Here is an 18,278-nt window from a genome sequence, read left to right on the forward strand (position 1 = left end):
CATGCTGCCCTGGCCTTCTTGCTTGTGCCATGTCCGAGGATCGGAGGCTCAACCGCCCGCGAAGAAGGCGAAGCGGACGACGAACAGCGCGGCGACCAGCCAGGTGGCGAGATGCACCTGGCCCGGCCGGCCGGTGAGGGTCTTGAGAGCGCAATAGCTGATGAAGCCGAAGGCGAGGCCGTTGGCGATCGAATAGGTGAAGGGCATCATCAGCGCGGTCAGCGCGGCCGGAGCGGCCTCGGTGATGTCGTCCCACTCCACTTCGAGCAGTTCGCGCATCATCAGGCAGGCCACGTAGAGCAGAGCGGGCGCAGTGGCGTAAACAGGCACGGAACCGGCGAGCGGCGAGAAGAACAGCGCGGCCAGGAACAGGATGGCGATGACGATGGCGGTGAGGCCGCTGCGCCCGCCAGCCTGCACGCCGGACACGCTTTCAACATAGGCGGTGGTTGAGGAGGTACCCAGCAGCGAGCCGGCGAGAATGGCGGAGCTGTCGGCCAGCAGAGCGCGGCCGAGGCGGTTGGGCTTGTCGGGCTGGATCAGGCCGGCGCGCTTGGCAACGCCGATCAGCGTGCCGGTGGCGTCGAACACCTCGACCAGCACGAATACCAGGATGACATGCACCAGGCCCGCATGCATGGCGCCGACCAGGTCGAGCTGCAGGAAGGTCGGCAGGATGGAGGGCGGCATGGAGATGACGCCGCCGAACTTGCTGACGCCGAGTGCGATCGAAAGCGCGGTGATGACGAGAATGCCGATCAGGATGGCGCCGCGAACCTTGAGTACGTCGAGCGCCGCGATGATGAAGAAGCCGAGGATGGCCAGCAGCGTGCCGGTCTCCTTGAGCGAGCCCAGGGTAACCAGTGTGGCGGGACTGGCGACCACGATGCCCGAGCTCTTGAGGGCGATGATGCCGAGGAACAGGCCGATACCGGCCGCGATGGCCGATCGCATCGAGTGCGGAATGCCGGCGATCAACCAGCTGCGCACGCCGGTGACGGTCAGGACCAGGAAGATACAGCCGGAGATGAACACCGCGCCCAGCGCCTGCTGCCAGGTGAAGCCCATGGTGCCGACGACGGTGAAGGCGAAGAAGGCGTTCAGGCCCATGCCCGGCGCCATGCCGATCGGCCAGCGGGCGACCAAGCCCATGATCAGCGAGCCGAGGGCCGCGGCCAGGCAGGTCGCGACGAAGACCGCATTGCGGTCCATGCCGGTGGTCGACAGGATCTCCGGATTGACGAAGATGATATAGGCCATGGTGAGGAAGGTGGTGATGCCGGCGATCACCTCCGTCCGCACCGAGGTGCCCTGTTCCTTCAGTTTGAAAAACGCGTCCAGCACGGTTTGCTTCCTCTCTTGCGGCACGCGCATGACCTTGGTTGCGCGTCTGGCTATCCCTGTAAAGCGATCTCGATCGCCTGTTCGAGGCTGGCCTCTGCCGAGCGTTATGACTCCCTAAGCAGCATTTCTGCTTCAACCCAAAGGATGAGACCAGAAATTGCTGCGTCTTCTCAAGTTCTTTGCTGGTGCTTTCGGGCGGGAACCATGTTCCGATCCGAAAACATCAGCTGAGGCCCGCGCCGGATTGTTCTTCCCGGACGGGATCGCGGCTACCATTCGTTTGACGCGGCAAGATACCAGCTTCAAACCATTCCTTTCTCCGTTGCTTTGCCTTGAGACACAAGGCTTTCAACAGCCGGCTAAGCTGGAAGGTCTTTCGCAATTATTTGTAAGAGAAGGGGGAGGGAAGTGGAGGGTTTCCGCGCGTCTTGCAGAGGCCTTCGGGGATGAGCGCCGTTCTCGATCCGCCTTGCACGGGCTGCGCTGGGCTCTCATCCACCTTGCGCAGCGGCCTTGCTGGCATACAGCCTGAAATTACGCCCAGTATACAGCGTGCCTGTGGGATTGGCCATTGGTCCGATGAGTTACTGACTGGCCGACCGTCTTTTTGTCCGATCATTACGGCACATTGAGTTCATGCAAGTCAGTGTCTATGGAGGGAACAAACGAAGTTCGTGGAGACCAAAAAAATCCACGAACAACAGTTGACTAATTTTGTGGACTATTTATTTTTGTGTCATCGGCTTCTCAGGGAGTCGATCGCGGGCATTTGAGCGTGCAGCTTGCGCCGCGTCATCAAACGCTAAAGCGCCACGGCTGATGTCGTGGGCTCCAAACAGGAAGTGACCCATGATCGCGATCAGCGGGACAGGTATCAAAAAGCCAGACGGAAAGATGTGTTGCAGCTGTTGTTGTTGAAGCTGGTCTGAACGCATGCATTCCCTGTCTTTCCGGAGCGCCACCAAGTGGCGGCCTTATCATGTCTCATCCCTCCAATTCCGAATCCTATGTTATTGAGATCTCCGGTGCCGCCGTCGGCATCGTGGTGCGCGAACCCCAGGCGCGCCGCTTTGCGTTTCATGCTGCGAGCCGGCGCTTCAGCCGTTTCGAGGGCATGACCTTCGTGGGTCCGCGTGATGCCGAACGCTATCTCTCTGGCCAGGTTGCCAGGCGCCTGCACTCCCTCATGGAGGAGTTGGTGGCGTGAACGCACCTGTGAGAGTGGAAAGCCTGACCTTGCCTGGTGAGGTGGAGGCAGTCGAACCGATCGTGCGCTTCGAACGCGTGTCGCGTTCCTTCGCCGCGCGCAAGGGCAGTTCTGCCGTGTTCGCGCTCGACGATCTCAGCCTGGAGATTCCGCGCGGCGAAATCTTCGGCGTGATCGGGCGCAGTGGTGCCGGCAAATCGACGCTGCTGCGGCTGATCAACGGGCTGGAGCGGCCGACCAATGGTCGCGTCGTCGTCGACGGCATCGAGGTCGATGCCCTCAGCGAAAGCCAGTTGCGCCCGGTCCGCCGGTCCATCGGCATGGTGTTCCAGCACTTCAATCTTTTATCCTCGCGCACAGTCTTCGAGAATGTGGCGCTTCCCCTGGAAGTGGCCGGTATCGCCGCCGCGGAGATCCGGGAGCGCGTCGAACCGCTGCTCGATCTGGTCGGGCTGGCAGACAAGCGCAACCGTTATCCGGCGGAGCTGTCGGGCGGCCAGAAGCAGCGCGTCGGCATCGCCCGCGCCTTGGCGACCCGGCCCAAGATCCTGCTTGGCGACGAGGTGACCTCGGCGCTCGACCCGGAGACGACGGCCTCCATCCTGGCCCTGCTCGCCGATATCAACCAGCGCCTCGGCGTCACCATCGTACTGATCACGCATGAAATGTCGGTGATCAAGGAGATCTGCCATCGGGTTGCCGTGCTCGAGGCCGGCAAGCTGATCGAGACCGGGCGCGCCTTCGAGGTGTTGACCCAGCCGCGCCATGCCACCACGGCCAGTTTCGTGCGCGGTGTCACCGGTGTCGAACTGCCGGCCGATCTGGCCCGGCGCCTCGCCGACCAGCCGAGCCCGGGCAGCCACGCGGTGCTGCGCATCACCTTCACCGGCTCGCATGCTACAGCGCCGGTGGTCAGCCGTCTCACCACCATTCTCGGCATCGACATCAATATCCTGGCCGGTCGCATCGATACGATCGGTGGCGAGCCCTTCGGGGCACTGCTGGTTTCGGTGCCAGGCGACGAGGCAACCCGGCTTGCCGTGGTCGCGGCGGTGGAGAGGCTCAATCTGCAAGGGGAGGTGATTGGCTATGTCGCCTGAAATCCTCAGAGTCATTCGCGATGCCACCGGCGATTCCCTGATCATGGTGGGTGTCTCCATCCTGTTCGGCACTCTTTTCGGCTTGCCCCTCGGCATCTTCCTGGCCACCAGTCGGCGTGGCGAGTTGCTGGCCTCACCCAAGGCCAATGCCGTGCTCGGTGCCATCGTGAATGCCGTGCGCTCGGTGCCCTTCATCATTCTCATTGTCGCGATCATTCCGTTCACGCGTTTCGTGGTCGGCAGTTCGATCGGCCTGAAAGGCGTGATCGTGCCGTTGACGATCGCGGTCGCTCCCTTCATCGCCCGTATCGTGGAAAGCGCCATTCGCGAGGTCGATGCCGGGCTGATCGAGGCGGCGCGCTCCTTCGGGGCCACACCGTTCCAGATCATCCGCAAGGTGCTGTTTCCCGAGGCCCTGCCGGGTCTCGTGCTCGGCCTCACCCTCACCACGGTCAGCCTGATCGGCTATTCGGCCATGGCCGGCGTAGTCGGTGGCGGTGGCCTGGGGGATGTCGCCATCCGCTATGGCTATCAGCGCTTCATGCCCGAAGTGATGGGGGCGGTGGTGGTCATCCTCATCCTGCTCGTGCAGGGCGTGCAGTCGGCGGGTGACCTGGCCGCTCGGAAACTCAACAAGCGCGTGCGACAGGACTGATATCAAGTCTCGCAGATGCCGAGGCATCCGAGACCTGAACACCTCGCAAATTATTGGGTAAACGCAGTGATTTGCGAGACGGAACCGAGAGTCATTTCCAGTGCCTCTCGACATGATTCAACGTCTATCTAAAACAGGAAAGACTCCCATGTCCGCCTACACATTGACGCGCCGCCGCCTCGCCGGTGCTGCGCTGGCCCTGGTCTTTGCCCTCGCTCCTGCCGGCGCGGCCTTTGCCGCCGACAAGCTCAAGCTCGGCGTCATGGGTGGCGACGAGGAGCGCATCTGGGAGGTGGCCAAGAAGGTCGCCGCCAAGGATGGGCTCGACATCGAACTGGTTTCCTTCTCCGACTACGCCATTCCCAACGAGGCGCTGGAGAAGGGCGATCTCGATGCCAACGCCTTCCAGCACAAGCCCTATCTCGACAGCCAGATCGCGGCCCGCGGCTACAAGATCGTGCCGATCGGCTATACGCTGGTGCAGCCGATCGCCCTCTATTCGAAGAAGCTGAAGGCCTTCGCCGACCTGAAGGAAGGCGCCGTCATCGGCATTCCCAATGATCCCTCCAATGGCGGCCGCGCCCTCAAGCTCCTTGAGGCCAATGGCCTGATCAAGCTGAAGACCGCCGATGGCCAGGTGCCGAGCGTGCTCGACGTCACCGACAATCCCAAGAAGGTGGAATTCAAGGAGATCGAGGCCTCGCAGCTCGCCAATCTGCTGCCCGATCTCGACGGCGCGGTGATCAACACCAACTACGCCCTCGGCGCCGGCCTGACGCCGGCCAAGGATGCGCTGATCCAAGAGAGCCGCACCAACAATCCGTATGGCAACTTCATCGCCGTGCGCGAAGCCGACAAGGACAAGCCGATCTTCAAGAAGCTGGTCGCCTCCTACCAGAATCAGGAAGTGGCCGATTTCATCAACGCCAACTTCAAGGGCGCGATCCAGCCGGCCTGGTAAGATCGTTTCAGGGGTGCGCCGGCTGACGGTCGGCGCACCCACTTCCGGACCGCACTCAGCCCGATGATCGTCATCGGCTGCAAGCGGGTCGGGCCCCAGGCGAGAGCAGAAGCTCTCGAATTTTTTTGGCCATAAATTCTATAAAATCTATAGACATAAGATTGTTGCTGTTGCACCATCCGCCCACGATGCGCCGTTGGGTGCCAGCGAAAGGGGAGGCGAGGCCTCCACTGCTTCTTTCAGATGACGGATACGAACATGAATATCGCCGTGAAGCTGCCGCCGGTTACGGCACCGAATCTGCGCGACGCCATGCGGCTGGTGGCTGGCGGCGTCAGCGTCATCACCGCGGGCGAGGGGGACGAGCGTACCGGCCTCACGGCGACGTCGGCCGTGTCGCTGTCGGTCGAGCCACCGACCATGATCATCTGCGTCAACCGCGATGCCTCGGCCTGGCCCGTCATCCGCCGCTATGGCCATTATTGCGTGAACATCCTCGCCGACCACCAGCGCCACGTCGCCGATCGCTTTGCGGGGCGGGGCGGCATCAAGGGGGTGGCCCGGTACGAAAACGCCGGCTGGAACCGCCTCTTCACCGGCGCCCTGGCGCTGGAGGGCGCGCTCGCCTCCGTCGATTGCGAGGTCGAGGAGTTCATCGACCGCCACAGCCATTCCATCATCATCGGTGCCGTACGCGGTATTCGCACCGCCGATGGCAGGCCGCTCGTCTATGCCCAGGGCGGCTATGGCGGCTTCCATCCTGCCTGATTCAAGAAGACCGGGATCACCATGACCATTTCCGTTGCGCCGCCGCTCACCTCCGAGCCACCTCAATTCGATCTCCAGCCTAAGGCCCATGTCATCACGTCCGATGCCGAGGCGATCGAGATTGCCACGACTCTGGCGGCGGAATTCGCGGCCGAGGCGGCGCTGCGCGATCGCGAACGGCTTCTGCCGGCGGTGGAACTCGACCGTTTCTCCAAGAGCGGCCTTTGGGGAATAACCATTCCCAAATCCTATGGCGGTGCCGGCGTCTCCTGGGTGACGCTGACGGAGGTGATCAAGCTGATCTCGGCGGCGGATCCTTCCATCGGCCAGATCCCGCAGAACCATCTCGCCGCCGTGGACGTTATCAGGGCTACCGCGTCGGAAGAGCAGAAGAAATTGTGGTTTAGCCGCGTGCTCTCGGGCTACCGGCTCGGCAACGCCTTCTCCGAGGCCAAGTCCAAGCATGTCGGTGCCTTCGAGACCACGCTCACGCCCGATGGTGACGGCTACCGGGTCAAGGGCGAGAAGTTCTACGCCACCGGAGCGCTGTTCGCGCATTACATCCATATCGGCGCCGTCGATCCCGCCGGCAAGGTGCATCTGGCCATCGTGCCCCGCGATGCCGAAGGCCTTGATATCATCGACAATTGGTCGAGTTTCGGGCAGCGCACCACGGCGAGCGGCAATGTCCGCATCGACAATGTCCGGGTTGGCCCCGAGGGCGTCATACCGGCCTATCTCGGCGGCGAGAATCCCTCGACCAACGGGGCGGTCTCCCAGATCATCCAGGCCGCCGTCGATGCCGGCATTGCGCGCGGCACTATCGAGGAGACCATCAAGTTCGTGCGCAACAATGTCCGGCCCTGGATCGATAGCGGCCAGGAGCACGGTTATGAGGATGTCTTCACCATCGCCCAGATCGGCGATCTCAAGATCAAGCTGCATGCCGCCGAGGCCCTGCTGGAGAAGGCCGGGCGGGCTGTCGACGCGATCGTGGAGCAGCCGACCGAGGAGGGCGTGACGGCGGCTGCCGTCGCGGTTGCCGAGGCCAAGGTGCTGACCACCGAGATCGCCATCCTCGCCACCAACAAGCTGCACGAACTCGGCGGTACGCGCTCGACCCTGGGCCAGTACAATCTGGACCGGCATTGGCGCAATGCCCGCACCCACACGCTGCATGATCCGGTACGCTGGAAATTCTTCCATGTCGGCAATCACGCCCTGAACGGCGTGAGCCCGCCGCGCCACCCCTGGAGTTGATTTCTCCGGGTGCGCGGGCGTCTCGCCCGTCCTTGGAAACATCGAATAAGCCGGAAGGAAGAGCGGGCGAGACGCCCGCGCACCCGGAATAGGACTAAATCATGCCCACTGCCGCCGCCCTGACCGCCGATACCCCACCTGAGCGCCTGGTTGCGTTCAAGGCACCGCCCTTACGGGCCGGCAAGGCCCATATCATCAAGGATGACGCCGAGGCACTCGCTGCCGCGCGCAAGGTCGCGGCCCGCATCGCCGAGACCGCGATCGAACGGGATCGCGAGCGGCGCCTGCCCTATGAGGAACTCGACTGGCTGTCCGATGCCGGCCTGCTCGCCATCACCGTGCCGAAGGCTTATGGCGGCGCCGAGGTATCATCCGGCACTCTGGCGGAGGTGATTGCGCTTCTCTCCGCGGCGGATGGTTCGATCGGCCAGATTCCGCAGAACCACTTCTTCATCCTGCATGCCCTGCGCCTGGAAGGCAGCGAGGAGCAGAAGCGCTTCTTCTATGGCCGCATTCTGGCCGGCGAGCGCATCGGCAATGCCCTGTCCGAAATCGGCACCAAGACGGCCCAGGACCACAACACCCGCCTCAGCAAAGACGGGCCGGTGCTGCGCCTCGATGGGCGCAAATTCTATTGCACCGGTGCCCTGTTCGCCCATTGGGTGGCCGTGGTGGCCAATGACGATGAGGGGCGTTCGACCATCTCCTTCGTGCCGCGGTCGACACCGGGGCTCGATGTCATCGACGATTGGGCCGGCTTCGGCCAGCGGGTAACCGGCTCGGGCACGACCACGCTCGATAATGTCGAGGTGCATCCCTTCTCGGTGATTTCGTTGAAGGCGGTCTTCGACCGGCCGACCTCGATGGGGCCGGTGGCGCAGATCATGCACGCCGCCGTCGAGGCCGGTATCGCGCGGGCCGCGCTCGCCGAGACGCTGAGCTTCGTGAAGAAGCATGCCCGTCCCTGGAAGGACAGCGGCCTCGATCATGGCTATGAGGATCCCTATACGATCGCCGGCATTGGCGAGGTGAAGATCCGTGTGGCCTCCTCCGATGCGCTGCTGGAGCGGGCCGGGCGCTTTTCCGACATCGCCGTGGCCGATCCCACGGTGGAGACGGTCGCGGCCGCCTCGATAGCCGTCGCCGAGGCCAAGGTTGCCTCCACCGAGGCTTCGCTGCTCGCCGGCAGCAAGCTGATCGAATTCGCCGGTTCGCGCGCCACCCAGACCCAGTTCGGCTTCGACCGTTTCTGGCGCAACGCCCGCACCCACACCGTGCACGATCCCGTGCGCTGGAAATACCGCGCCATCGGCGACTACTGGCTCAACGGCATCAATCCGCCGCGCCACGGCGCCATCTAAGCAAAAGCCCGTTCATGAACACGCGAACCGAATTGGCCCGACCTCCATAAGCGCTGACTTAACCGCCGAAGGCGCCGGGAGCATGGACGGTCGATCTCCAGATCGACCGTCTTCGCGCCCCATCTCGTCCTACGTTTCCAAGACGGTCGATCTGGAGATCGACCCTCCAATATACGACCAGAGACTTTACCATGCCCTATGATCTCGACCTGCCCCCGCCCGCCCAGGAAACCGATGTGCTCTGGTTCCTGCCGACCCATGGCGACGGGCGCTATCTCGGCAGCGAGGAGGGCGCGCGGCATGTCTCGCTCGGCTACCTCTCTCAGATTGCCAAGGCCGCCGACGAACTCGGCTATTTCGGCGTGCTGCTGCCCACCGGCCGTTCCTGCGAGGACAGCTGGGTCATCGCCTCGGCCATGGTGCCGCTGACCAAGCGCCTGCGCTTCCTGGTGGCGATCCGTCCCGGCCTGACCACGCCGGCCTTCGCGGCGCGCTCGGCAGCGACGCTCGACCGGCTCTCCGACGGGCGGCTGCTCATCAATGTCGTCACCGGCGGCGATCCGGTGGAGCTGAAGGGGGACGGCGTCTTCCTCGACCATAAGGAGCGCTACGAGGTCACCGACGAATTCCTCGATATCTGGCGCGACCTCCTGCAGGGCGGCAAGATCACTCGCGAGGGCAAGCATCTGCGCATCGAAGATGGTGTGCTGCTCTATCCTCCGGTGAGCCAGCCCTATCCGCCGCTCTATTTCGGTGGATCGTCGGAAGCGGGTAACGAGGTCGCCGGCAAGCATGTCGACGTCTACCTGACCTGGGGCGAGCCGCCCCAGCAGGTCGCGGAGAAGATCGCCAATGCCAAGGCGGTCGCCGCCAAATATGGCCGTACGCTCACCTTCGGCATCCGCCTGCATGTGATCGTGCGCGAAACCTCGGCCGAGGCCTGGCAGGCGGCGGATGCCTTGATTTCTAAGCTCGACGACGAGACCATCGCCACGGCCCAGAAGGTGTTCGCACGCATGGATTCGGTGGGGCAGAGCCGTATGCGGGCCTTGCATGGTGGGTCGCGTGACAAGCTGGAGATCAGCCCCAATCTGTGGGCCGGTGTCGGCCTGGTCCGCGGCGGGGCCGGCACCGCGCTGGTCGGCAATCCCGACGAGGTGGCCGAGCGCATGAAGGAATATATGGCGCTCGGCATCGACCGCTTCATTCTCTCTGGTTATCCGCATCTGGAGGAATGCTATCGCTTCGCCGAACTGGTCTTCCCCAAGCTTCCCCTGAAGAAGACCACCGGCAACGATCTTGGGCCCGCCCGCAATGCCGGCCCCTTCGGCGAGGTCATCGCCAATGTCGTGGCGCCTTCCAATCGTAAGGCGGCAGCAGGATAATGGTGTGCCGGTCTTTTCAGCTCCATCAAGTGATGGAGCGAGACCGGCATCAATCTTCTTCCAACAAGGATTGCCGGTCTGAAGACCGGCACACCGAGTGATGTCCAAACCCATCCGTTTCAATGCCTTCGAGATGAACTGCCTGGCGCATCAGTCCCCCGGGTTGTGGCGCCATCCCCGCGATCGTTCGCGCGCCTATAACCGGCTCGATTATTGGCTCGATCTCGCCCGCATCTTGGAACGGGGCCTGTTCGATGGATTGTTCCTGGCCGACGTCCTGGGTGTCTACGACGTCTATGGCGGCAATGGCGAAGCGGCCCTGCGCCACGCCACGCAGATCCCGGTGAACGATCCCTTGCTGCTCGTGCCGGCCATGGCGGCGGTGACGCGGCATCTGGGTTTCGGCGTCACCGTCAATCTCAGCTACGAGCCGCCCTATGGTTTTGCGCGCCGCATGTCGACGCTCGACCATCTCACGGAGGGGCGCATCGGCTGGAACATCGTCACCGGCTATCTCGATAGTGCGGCCCGCGGTGCCGGCAAGGACAAGCAGACAGCGCATGACGACCGCTATGCCATCGCCGAGGACTATATGGCTGCGGTCTACAAGCTGTGGGAAGGAAGCTGGGCTGACGATGCCGTGGTTGCGGATGCGCAGAGCGGGGTCTTCGCCGATCCCCGGCGGGTGCGCAAAGTCCAGCATGACGGACCGTATTTTCGCATCGATGCCGTGCATCTGAGCGAACCTTCGCCACAGCGCACGCCCGTGCTCTATCAGGCCGGAACCTCGCCGGCGGGGCTCGGCTTCGCGGCGCGGCATGCCGAATGCGTCTTCATTTCCGGGCCGAGCCGCAAGGTGATCGCCGGCCGGGTGGCTGCCATTCGGCAGGCCGCTGCGCGGCTCGGACGCAACCCTGCCGACATCCTGATCTTTACCCTGCTGACGGTGATCGTGGCGCCCACGAATGAGGAGGCGGCGACCAAGTTCGCCGATTATCGCCGCTATGCCGATCACGAGGGAGCCTTGACCTTGATGTCGGGCTGGACCGGTGTCGATTTTTCGCAACTCGACCGCGATGCGATCGTGGAGCATGTCGAGAATGAGGCCGGACGCTCGGCGCTCGAGAACATCACCCGCGCCGATCCCGATCGCCGCTGGACTGTGCGCGAGGTCGCCGAGCATGTGGCGATCGGCGGCATCGGGCCTGTGGTGATCGGCTCACCTGCCAGCGTGGCCGACGAGCTGGAAGCCTGGGTCGATGAAACCGGCATTGACGGCTTCAACCTCGCCTTCGCGGTGCGCCCGGAGACCTTTGCGGATGTCGCCGATCTGCTGGTGCCGGAGCTGCAGCGGCGGGGACGCTACAAGACTGTTTATGCCGAGGGAACCTTGCGCGAGAAGCTTTTCGGCGGCTCGCCGCGGCTGCCCGAAAGTCATGCGGCGTCGGCTTATCGCCATAGCGTTTTGCGATTGGACGGGAGCACGTCGAATCGCAAAGACGCGTCCAAAGCAAGGAGCTAGAGCAAAGCTCGTTCACGCCTGAACGCGCTTTGCTCTAGTTTTGGCAAGCTTTGGCGACGGCATGAGTAGCAAATCAGTGCTTTTGCTATTACCAGAAGGCTGAAGTGGATTTCCGAATCGCAGTCCGGGGGCCGCATGCTGACGAAAAAAGGCAAATACGGCCTCAAGGCAATGGTGCATCTGGCCGGTGCAGAGCCGGGCAAGCCATGTCTTGTCTCCGATATCGCTGAACAGAATGGCATTCCCAAGAAGTTCCTCGATACGATTCTGGGCGAGCTGAAGAATGCTGGCTTCCTGCATTCGAAGAAGGGCAAGGGCGGCGGCTATGTTCTCGGCCGGCCCGCAAGCGAAATCCGAGTCGGCCACATCGTGCGCGTGCTGGACGGGCCGCTCGCGCCGATCCCCTGCGCCAGCCGCACGGCCTATCAGCGCTGTGACGACTGTTCCGACGAGAACCAGTGTGCGGTGCGTCTGATGATGCTGGAAGTGCGGCAGGCGATTTCCACCGTGCTGGACAATCGCAATCTCGCCGAGATGCGGGCGCTCGCCGATCTCGACGACCTGACTTTGATGTATCATATCTGATCCGCCCATCTGGATCGGTGTCTGAGACGGCCTGCTTTGAAATTCACCAGCTGAGCACCTTGTCGGCTGTGTGTGATTGATCTATCAAAATACTAGATTAATCGAAGTTTGCAGCATGCCGCCCACTGTCCATTCCGCCTCCTCCAGGCATATCGTCGTCATCGGAGGCGGAGCGAGCGGCGTGTTGATGACGGCCCATCTGCTGCGTCATCATCATCCGGATCTGCGTGTGACCCTGGTGGAGAAGAGCCGGGAGCTCGGCGCCGGCATTGCCTATGGCACCAGCCATCCCGATCATCTCCTGAATGTTCGCGCTGCCAATATGAGCGCCTATCCCGATGATCCCGACCATTTCTGGCGCTGGGTTGGCGAGCATAGCAGCAGCCATTGTCCGGACTCCCAGTCCTTCGCGCCCCGGCGCCTTTATCGCGATTACCTCGCCGATCTGCTCTCGCCGCATCTCGTGCAGCGGCCGGGTAGCCGGCGTCTGGTTATCGTGCAGGACGAGGCGGTCGGCATCGCGGAAACCGGGCAAGGCGTTGTCGTCCATCTGAGCGGGGGCGGCAGGCTGAATGCCGACATCGCCATTCTGGCGACCGGCAATGAGGGTCCCAGGCTGTCGCCGGCCCCCTGGCGTTTCGATGGCTGGTTCGATGCCGGGCCGGCGGCCTTCTCCCCCGATGCCGCTGTCGTCATCGTCGGTACCGGCCTCACCATGGCCGACCGGGTCCTGTCCCTGCTGCATGCCGGACATCGAGGCCGGATCACCGCGATTTCCAGGCGCGGCCTCAGCCCGCAGGCGCACAAGCCGGTCCAGCCTCTGCGCCTCGACGCCGCCGACATCCCCTATGGCACGGGTATCGTCTATCTCACGCGCTGGCTGCGTCGGCTCGTGGCTGAACACCAGAGAGCGGGGGGCGATTGGCGTGCCATCGTCGACGGGCTGCGGCCCTATACACAGCCCCTGTGGCGCAGCCTGTCTCAGGAGGCGCGCCGACGTTTTCTGCGCCATGCCCGGGCCTGGTGGGACATCCATCGTCATCGCATGGCACCGGACGCCGCAGCGCGGATCGAAGAAGCTCGCCGGGCAGGGCAGCTCGCCATCGTGGCGGGACGGGTTACTGGATTCGATCCGCAGGCAGGCGGTGTAACGGTACGCTACACCGCCCGCACTGGTGCGTCCGAAATGCAGATCGATGCGGATGCCGTCTTCGAGTGCCGCGGGCGCGCGGCTGACGTCACGGCGACCGACAACCCGATTCTGCGCCAATTGCTCGCCGATGGCAGGGTGCGGCCCGACAGCCTCGGCCTCGGCCTGGATGTCGGCCTGGACTGCGGTGTGCTGGGGGTGGATGGCACGCCCTCGGATCGGCTCTTTGCCGTGGGACCGATCACCTCCGGCACGTTCTGGGAGATCGTAGCCGTGCCGGATATCCGCCAGCAGGTGGCCAAGCTGGCGGGCCATCTGCTGACGGCACCGTCCTAGAAATCTGCAGCTTGCTGGCTGATGCGGGCACGGACGTCCCGGCGGACGAGGCGGGGCTGACAAAGCAAGACGCGACAGGCCTTCTTCGGCAGGGAGTGTGGCAACCGCCTGGTTTGAGACGCGCAGGCCGCCTATACGGTCAGGATCGCCTTGATCACGCCGGTTTCCGGCCTGGACCATTCCGGTATCAGGCCGGGCGCATCGTCCAGGCTGCCCTCATGGCTGGCCAGGGCTTGCAGGGGCACCTTGCCGGCCCGCATCGCCTGCAGCACGGTCTCGAAATCCTGCCTGATGGCATTGCGGCTGGCATAGAGCGTGGTCTCGCGCTTGTGGAATTCCGGATCATTGAAGGTGATGTCCGCGCGCACCAGCGACAGCAGCACGTAGGCGCCGCCATGGCCGACGAGATCGAAACCCTTCTGCATGGCGCCGGGGCTGCCGGTAGCGTCGATGACGCAGTCGAAGAAATCGCCGCCCGTTGCCTGACCGAGGCGATCCCGGATATCGGCGGAGGCCTCGAAGACGCCATCCGCCCCCAATTCGTCCGCGCAGAAGGTGAGGCGGTGGGGATTGATGTCGGCGACGCTGACATGGGCGCCAGCCACCTTGGAGAAGACGGCGGCTGCGATGCCGATTGGCCCGGCGCCGACGATCGCCACGCGCTGTCCCGGCCCGATGCCGCCGCGCGCCACGCCATGGGCGCCGATGGCCAGGAACTCGACCATGGCCGCCTGTCCTGCCGTCAGGCCGTCGGCCGGAATGACGTTGGCCTCCGGCACGGCGATCAAGTCACAGGCCCCGCCGTCGCGATGGACGCCGAGGACTTCCAGGTGCTGGCAGCAATTCGTCTTGCCCATCCGGCAGGCACGGCAGTGGCCGCAATAGATCGTCGGCATGATCGAGACGATCTGGCCGGTGCGCAGGGCCGATCCCGCCGGCGCGCTGACGACCTCGGCGCCGAGCTCGTGTCCGATCACCCGCGGATAGCTCAGATAAGGCTGGTTGCCATGGAAGATGTGATAGTCGGTGCCGCAGACGCCGACATGGCGAATGCGCACCAAAACCTCGTTCCCGGTGGGGCGAGGCTCGTCGCGCTGGATGATGCTCAGCTTGCCGGGCTCGTCGCAGCTCAGGGCTCTCATGTCTGTCTCCAGGATTGGGCGGCGCCCAGGACGCCTTGGGTGGCGATCGCCCGATAAGCCGCCTGCAGATCGCCGACAAAGGCCGCGTTGCGTGGCAAGTCGTCGCCGAAAACAGCAGAAAGGCCGAGAAAAGCCTCGACCACAGCCTGGGGCGCTGCACTGCGCTGGTCCGGCTGGCCGGTCCAGGCCTCGAAGGTCGGATCGTTGAGGGGCAGGGGACGGCCCTTGTCGTCGCTGCCACCGCAGGAGCGAATCCAGGCGGCGATAGCGAAGATCAGTGGGCCGCAGGGCAGTCCCTTGGCGAGGCAATCGCGCAGGGGCGACAGAATGCGCTGCGGCAGTTTCTGCGAAGCGTCGGAGGCGATCTGTGCGGTGCGGTGATGCAGGGAGGTGTTCTCGTAGCGGCCGAGAAGCTGCCTCGTATAGGCGAAGGCCCTGCCGGCCGGGATGGACAGGGTCGGGATGGCGCATTGCCAATAGCGCTCGATCAGATCGCGGATCACCGGATCGGCGATCGCCTGCGCCACGAATTCATGGCCGGCCAGCCGCCCCACCGCGGCGATGGTGGAATGCGTGCCGTTGAGCAGGCGCAGCTTCATATGCTCGAAGGGCTCGACATCGTCGGTGAACTCGACGCCGCTTTCCTCCAGGCGCGGCCGGCCGGCGGCAAAGCGATCCTCGATCACCCACTGGCTGAACGGCTCGCCCAGCACCGGCCAGGCGTCTTCGAGGCCGAGCGAGGCGGAAATGGCGGTGCGGTCCGCGTCGGTCGTCGCCGGCACGATGCGGTCGACCATGGAGGAGGGGCAGGGGATCTCGCCGGCGATATAGGCCGCCAGGTCCTTGTCCCGCAGGGCAGCGAATTCGGCGAGCACGCGTTTCAGCGTGCGTCCATTTTGCGGAAGGTTGTCGCAGGACAGGACGGTGAAGGGGCGACCGCCCTCCCGGCGGCGGCGCGCGATCGCTTCCACCAGGAAACCGAGGGCCGAGCGGGGCGCCTGCGGGTTGGCGAGATCATGGACGATATCGGGATGATCCTGCCTCAGGCCGCCGCTGCCGAGATCGACTGCATAGCCTTTTTCAGTGATCGTCAGCGTGACGATCCGGATAGCCGGGGCGGCGAGTTGGTCCAGGAGAAGAGTGGGATTTTCCGGTGCGACGGTGACACCGAGCACGGATCCGATCACGCGCAGATCCTCGCGGCCGCTGTCGCGTATGGCGAGTGTGTACAACCCATCCTGGGGAGCGAGGGCGTCGCGCGTCTGGGTGCCCCGCAGCGAACTGCCGAGGATGGCCCAATCCGTCTCGCCGCGGGCCAGGCAATCGTCGATGGCGACAGCCTGATGCGCGCGATGGAAGGCGCCCGTGCCCAGATGCAGGATACCGGGCCGGATCGCGGCCCGATCATAGCGCGGTTTGGCGATATCAGCCTTGAGTTGGGCGAGGGTACTGGTGCCGAGACGCATCGGGCTACTCCGTAACATAGGGTCCATACTCGTCCGGCAATTGGGCGAGCATGGTGAAGATCATGTCGAGATGCTGTTCGAGCCGGGCGGCGGCTTCGTTCGTCCTGCCGTCGTCGAGGGCATCGAGTACGGCCAGATGTTCCTCCAGCACCAGGGGCAGACGGGAAGGCGTGCCGAACAGCCGCACGAAGCGTGCAAGGCGGGCGCGGACCTGCAGGATGGTCGGCCATACGCCTTCGCGCTCGGCGAAGCCGGCAAAGGCGTAGTGGAAGCGTTCGTCCTGCTCGAAGAAGCGGTCCTTGTCATCGGCGAGCATGGCCTGGCGTTGCGTTTCCACGATGGCGCGGGCCTCGACGCTCTTGGCCGATGTCCAGCGCGAAGCAGCCTCGCGCAGCAAAGCCAGTTCCAGATGCTTGCGGATGAAATGGCTATCGCGCACTTCGGCAAGGCGGATGGGCGAGACGAAGCTGCCCTGCTGCGGATAGACATCGATCAGGCCATCCTCGCTCAGCCGCACCACCGCGGAACGCACGGGCGTGCGCGACACGCCGAAATGGCGGCAGATGCGGTTCTCGCTGATCGAGGTGCCTGGCATCAGCCTGACCGTGATGATGGCCTGCTTCAAGGCTTCGTAGATCTGGTCGCCCACCGGATGCTTGCGATTGATGTCGACGGCAAAGCCCAGCCCGTCTTCGTCCGGCCCGGACTGTTTGTTGGGCAAGGCAGACATCGGCCGGCTCCTTCAAAACCGCAATGATATGGTGCTCCATCCTGAATCGGAATGGCATGGGGGGAGGACCAAGATCGCTACCATTATCTTGCAAACATGGTTGCATAGATTGACCTTGGATCCTAGTATCCACACCTGTCAAGCGGGCCAAGCGAAGTCGAGAAGCGCCCGCAGCACGTCATCCCCAGAGGGAGGGAATTTCATGTTCATTCGACGTCAGCTCTTTGCTTGCGCGGCTGTGGCTGCCTTGTTCGGCGGTGCTTTGCCCGCTTTGGCCGCCAACGACACCAAGGTGGCGCTGGTGCCCGGCGGTCCGCATCCCTATTTTTCGGCCTGGGATCAGGCCGGCAAAGATGCGGCCAAGGATTTCGGCCTCGGTGCGGCGGACTACAAGGTTCCGCAGAAATGGGAACTCAGCCAGCAGAACGAACTGCTCGAAAGCCTGGTAACGCAGGGCTACAATGCCTTCCTGATCTTCCCGGGCGATCCAGTCGGTTCGGTGGCCACAGCCAATGAGCTGGCCGATACCGGCGCGCCGGTGATGGCACTGGCCGGCTGCCTGAAGGACCCTTCCAAGGCGGCCTTCTGCCTCGGTACCGATACCGGCAATTCGGCCTATCTCGGCACCAAGGAATTGTTCAAGGCGATGGGCGGCAAGAAGCGCATCGCCCATTTCACCGGCTTCCTGGTCGATCCCAACACGCAGCTTCGCATCGACGCCGTAAAGAAGGCTGCCGAGGAAGAAGGCGGGCAGGTGGTGCAGGTCATCGCCGATATCGACGCGCCCGAGCCGGCGGAAGAGAAGATCAACGCCTATCTTGCTGCCCATGCCGGTGAGATCGACGGCATCGTCACCACGGCCTGGGTGCCGGCGGTGGTCGCCTCCAACGCCTTGCGCAAGATCGGCGACAAGCGCATCAAAATGGTCGGCATCGACCATGACGAGGTGGTGCTCAAGGCGATCAAGGACGGCTTCGTCAACGGCACCATGCTGCAGAACCCCTATGGCCAGGGCTATATCGGTTCTTTCGCGGCCGACAAGCTGCGCAATGGCTGCACCGTGAAGGCCGATGCGCCCTGGAAATCCAATGCACTGACCAACCACTTCATCGATTCGGGCACGGTTTTCGTCGATGCCTCGGGTGTCGACAACTACATCTCCGCCATGCAGGGCATCACCAAGACGCTGCTGGCGAGCTTCGAGAAAACTTACCTGGCTTGCAAGTAAGCGCGCCGGAGGGACTGTTCGTCATTGCGAGCCGCGCCGATCACAGGATCGAAAAGACCCGCAGTGACGACCGGACGC

Annotated in this window: 17 protein-coding genes; 12 read left to right on the plus strand and 5 right to left on the minus strand. The window is 63.7% G+C overall.

Features of this window, described 5'->3' with window-relative positions; all coding sequences use genetic code 11:
- Positions 1 to 48: 48 nt before the first annotated feature.
- Positions 49 to 1,374, minus strand: a complete 1,326-nt coding sequence (locus ACZYTC_RS05140) for an NCS2 family permease (protein WP_434959660.1) — start codon at positions 1,372 to 1,374, stop codon at positions 49 to 51.
- Between the two features lie 695 nt (positions 1,375 to 2,069).
- Positions 2,070 to 2,279 carry a hypothetical protein gene (locus ACZYTC_RS05145; RefSeq protein ID WP_441772342.1) on the minus strand — a complete coding sequence of 70 codons (210 nt, stop codon included), beginning with the start codon at positions 2,277 to 2,279 and terminating at the stop codon, positions 2,070 to 2,072.
- A gap of 44 nt (positions 2,280 to 2,323) precedes the next feature.
- On the opposite strand from ACZYTC_RS05145, the gene ACZYTC_RS05150 reads away from it, so the two are divergent.
- From ACZYTC_RS05150 to ACZYTC_RS05200, 11 genes are all read left to right on the plus strand, one after another.
- On the plus strand, positions 2,324 to 2,551 hold the full coding sequence (locus ACZYTC_RS05150; protein WP_488989070.1) for a hypothetical protein: 228 nt from the start codon (positions 2,324 to 2,326) through the stop codon (positions 2,549 to 2,551).
- Positions 2,548 to 3,651 carry a methionine ABC transporter ATP-binding protein gene (locus ACZYTC_RS05155; RefSeq protein WP_434957084.1) on the plus strand — a complete coding sequence of 368 codons (1,104 nt, stop codon included), beginning with the start codon at positions 2,548 to 2,550 and terminating at the stop codon, positions 3,649 to 3,651. The genes ACZYTC_RS05150 and ACZYTC_RS05155 overlap by 4 nt, the downstream gene beginning before the upstream one ends.
- Complete coding sequence (locus tag ACZYTC_RS05160) at positions 3,641 to 4,306, plus strand: methionine ABC transporter permease (RefSeq protein WP_434957083.1); 666 nt, start codon at positions 3,641 to 3,643, stop codon at positions 4,304 to 4,306. Before ACZYTC_RS05155 ends, ACZYTC_RS05160 begins: the two co-directional genes overlap by 11 nt.
- A gap of 148 nt (positions 4,307 to 4,454) precedes the next feature.
- Complete coding sequence (locus ACZYTC_RS05165) at positions 4,455 to 5,267, plus strand: MetQ/NlpA family ABC transporter substrate-binding protein (protein WP_454814536.1); 813 nt, start codon at positions 4,455 to 4,457, stop codon at positions 5,265 to 5,267.
- 258 nt (positions 5,268 to 5,525) lie between these two features.
- Complete coding sequence (locus ACZYTC_RS05170) at positions 5,526 to 6,035, plus strand: flavin reductase family protein (protein ID WP_434957081.1); 510 nt, start codon at positions 5,526 to 5,528, stop codon at positions 6,033 to 6,035.
- 21 nt (positions 6,036 to 6,056) lie between these two features.
- Positions 6,057 to 7,295 carry an SfnB family sulfur acquisition oxidoreductase gene (locus tag ACZYTC_RS05175; RefSeq protein WP_434957080.1) on the plus strand — a complete coding sequence of 413 codons (1,239 nt, stop codon included), beginning with the start codon at positions 6,057 to 6,059 and terminating at the stop codon, positions 7,293 to 7,295.
- Between the two features lie 101 nt (positions 7,296 to 7,396).
- The gene (locus ACZYTC_RS05180) at positions 7,397 to 8,656 is read left to right on the plus strand and encodes an SfnB family sulfur acquisition oxidoreductase (RefSeq protein ID WP_488989071.1); all 1,260 of its coding nucleotides are present in this window, start codon (positions 7,397 to 7,399) and stop codon (positions 8,654 to 8,656) included.
- Between the two features lie 191 nt (positions 8,657 to 8,847).
- Entirely contained in the window at positions 8,848 to 10,041 is a 1,194-nt protein-coding gene (gene ssuD, locus ACZYTC_RS05185; RefSeq protein ID WP_434957078.1) for an FMNH2-dependent alkanesulfonate monooxygenase, read from the plus strand.
- A gap of 100 nt (positions 10,042 to 10,141) precedes the next feature.
- Positions 10,142 to 11,563 carry an LLM class flavin-dependent oxidoreductase gene (locus ACZYTC_RS05190; protein ID WP_488989072.1) on the plus strand — a complete coding sequence of 474 codons (1,422 nt, stop codon included), beginning with the start codon at positions 10,142 to 10,144 and terminating at the stop codon, positions 11,561 to 11,563.
- 135 nt (positions 11,564 to 11,698) lie between these two features.
- The gene (locus tag ACZYTC_RS05195; RefSeq protein ID WP_149254599.1) at positions 11,699 to 12,148 is read left to right on the plus strand and encodes an RrF2 family transcriptional regulator; all 450 of its coding nucleotides are present in this window, start codon (positions 11,699 to 11,701) and stop codon (positions 12,146 to 12,148) included.
- A gap of 115 nt (positions 12,149 to 12,263) precedes the next feature.
- Positions 12,264 to 13,634 (plus strand): FAD/NAD(P)-binding protein, encoded by a 1,371-nt coding sequence (locus ACZYTC_RS05200; protein ID WP_441772336.1) that lies wholly within the window; start codon positions 12,264 to 12,266, stop codon positions 13,632 to 13,634.
- 131 nt (positions 13,635 to 13,765) lie between these two features.
- Here the strand turns inward: ACZYTC_RS05200 and ACZYTC_RS05205 are convergent, their stop codons facing one another.
- From ACZYTC_RS05205 to ACZYTC_RS05215, 3 genes are read right to left on the minus strand one after another with little or no spacing between them, the layout of a single operon-like run.
- A complete protein-coding gene (locus ACZYTC_RS05205) occupies positions 13,766 to 14,776 on the minus strand; it encodes a zinc-binding alcohol dehydrogenase family protein (protein ID WP_488989073.1) in 1,011 nt (336 codons plus the stop codon).
- A complete protein-coding gene (locus ACZYTC_RS05210) occupies positions 14,773 to 16,242 on the minus strand; it encodes a mannitol dehydrogenase family protein (RefSeq protein WP_441772334.1) in 1,470 nt (489 codons plus the stop codon). Before ACZYTC_RS05210 ends, ACZYTC_RS05205 begins: the two co-directional genes overlap by 4 nt.
- 4 nt (positions 16,243 to 16,246) lie before the next feature.
- Positions 16,247 to 16,972 carry a GntR family transcriptional regulator gene (locus tag ACZYTC_RS05215; RefSeq protein WP_434957073.1) on the minus strand — a complete coding sequence of 242 codons (726 nt, stop codon included), beginning with the start codon at positions 16,970 to 16,972 and terminating at the stop codon, positions 16,247 to 16,249.
- Positions 16,973 to 17,174: 202 nt separating this feature from the next.
- Here ACZYTC_RS05215 and ACZYTC_RS05220 point away from each other — a divergent pair, with 202 nt between their 5' ends.
- On the plus strand, positions 17,175 to 18,200 hold the full coding sequence (locus tag ACZYTC_RS05220) for a sugar ABC transporter substrate-binding protein (RefSeq protein ID WP_488989074.1): 1,026 nt from the start codon (positions 17,175 to 17,177) through the stop codon (positions 18,198 to 18,200).
- Positions 18,201 to 18,278 lie beyond the last annotated feature (78 nt).

Source organism: Labrys sp. F242, from assembly GCF_057813875.1.

Bases quoted from the DNA above. Each gene is read 5' to 3' on its own strand.
- ACZYTC_RS05140 (WP_434959660.1), bottom strand. From the start codon at position 1,374: ATGCGCGTGCCGCAAGAGAGGAAGCAAACCGTGCTGGACGCGTTTTTC.
- ACZYTC_RS05145 (WP_441772342.1), bottom strand. From the start codon at position 2,279: ATGCGTTCAGACCAGCTTCAACAACAACAGCTGCAACACATCTTTCCG.
- ACZYTC_RS05150 (WP_488989070.1), top strand. From the start codon at position 2,324: ATGTCTCATCCCTCCAATTCCGAATCCTATGTTATTGAGATCTCCGGT.
- ACZYTC_RS05160 (WP_434957083.1), top strand. From the start codon at position 3,641: ATGTCGCCTGAAATCCTCAGAGTCATTCGCGATGCCACCGGCGATTCC.
- ACZYTC_RS05165 (WP_454814536.1), top strand. From the start codon at position 4,455: ATGTCCGCCTACACATTGACGCGCCGCCGCCTCGCCGGTGCTGCGCTG.
- ACZYTC_RS05170 (WP_434957081.1), top strand. From the start codon at position 5,526: ATGAATATCGCCGTGAAGCTGCCGCCGGTTACGGCACCGAATCTGCGC.
- ACZYTC_RS05175 (WP_434957080.1), top strand. From the start codon at position 6,057: ATGACCATTTCCGTTGCGCCGCCGCTCACCTCCGAGCCACCTCAATTC.
- ACZYTC_RS05180 (WP_488989071.1), top strand. From the start codon at position 7,397: ATGCCCACTGCCGCCGCCCTGACCGCCGATACCCCACCTGAGCGCCTG.
- ssuD (WP_434957078.1), top strand. From the start codon at position 8,848: ATGCCCTATGATCTCGACCTGCCCCCGCCCGCCCAGGAAACCGATGTG.
- ACZYTC_RS05190 (WP_488989072.1), top strand. From the start codon at position 10,142: ATGTCCAAACCCATCCGTTTCAATGCCTTCGAGATGAACTGCCTGGCG.
- ACZYTC_RS05195 (WP_149254599.1), top strand. From the start codon at position 11,699: ATGCTGACGAAAAAAGGCAAATACGGCCTCAAGGCAATGGTGCATCTG.
- ACZYTC_RS05200 (WP_441772336.1), top strand. From the start codon at position 12,264: ATGCCGCCCACTGTCCATTCCGCCTCCTCCAGGCATATCGTCGTCATC.
- ACZYTC_RS05205 (WP_488989073.1), bottom strand. From the start codon at position 14,776: ATGAGAGCCCTGAGCTGCGACGAGCCCGGCAAGCTGAGCATCATCCAG.
- ACZYTC_RS05210 (WP_441772334.1), bottom strand. From the start codon at position 16,242: ATGCGTCTCGGCACCAGTACCCTCGCCCAACTCAAGGCTGATATCGCC.
- ACZYTC_RS05215 (WP_434957073.1), bottom strand. From the start codon at position 16,972: ATGTCTGCCTTGCCCAACAAACAGTCCGGGCCGGACGAAGACGGGCTG.
- ACZYTC_RS05220 (WP_488989074.1), top strand. From the start codon at position 17,175: ATGTTCATTCGACGTCAGCTCTTTGCTTGCGCGGCTGTGGCTGCCTTG.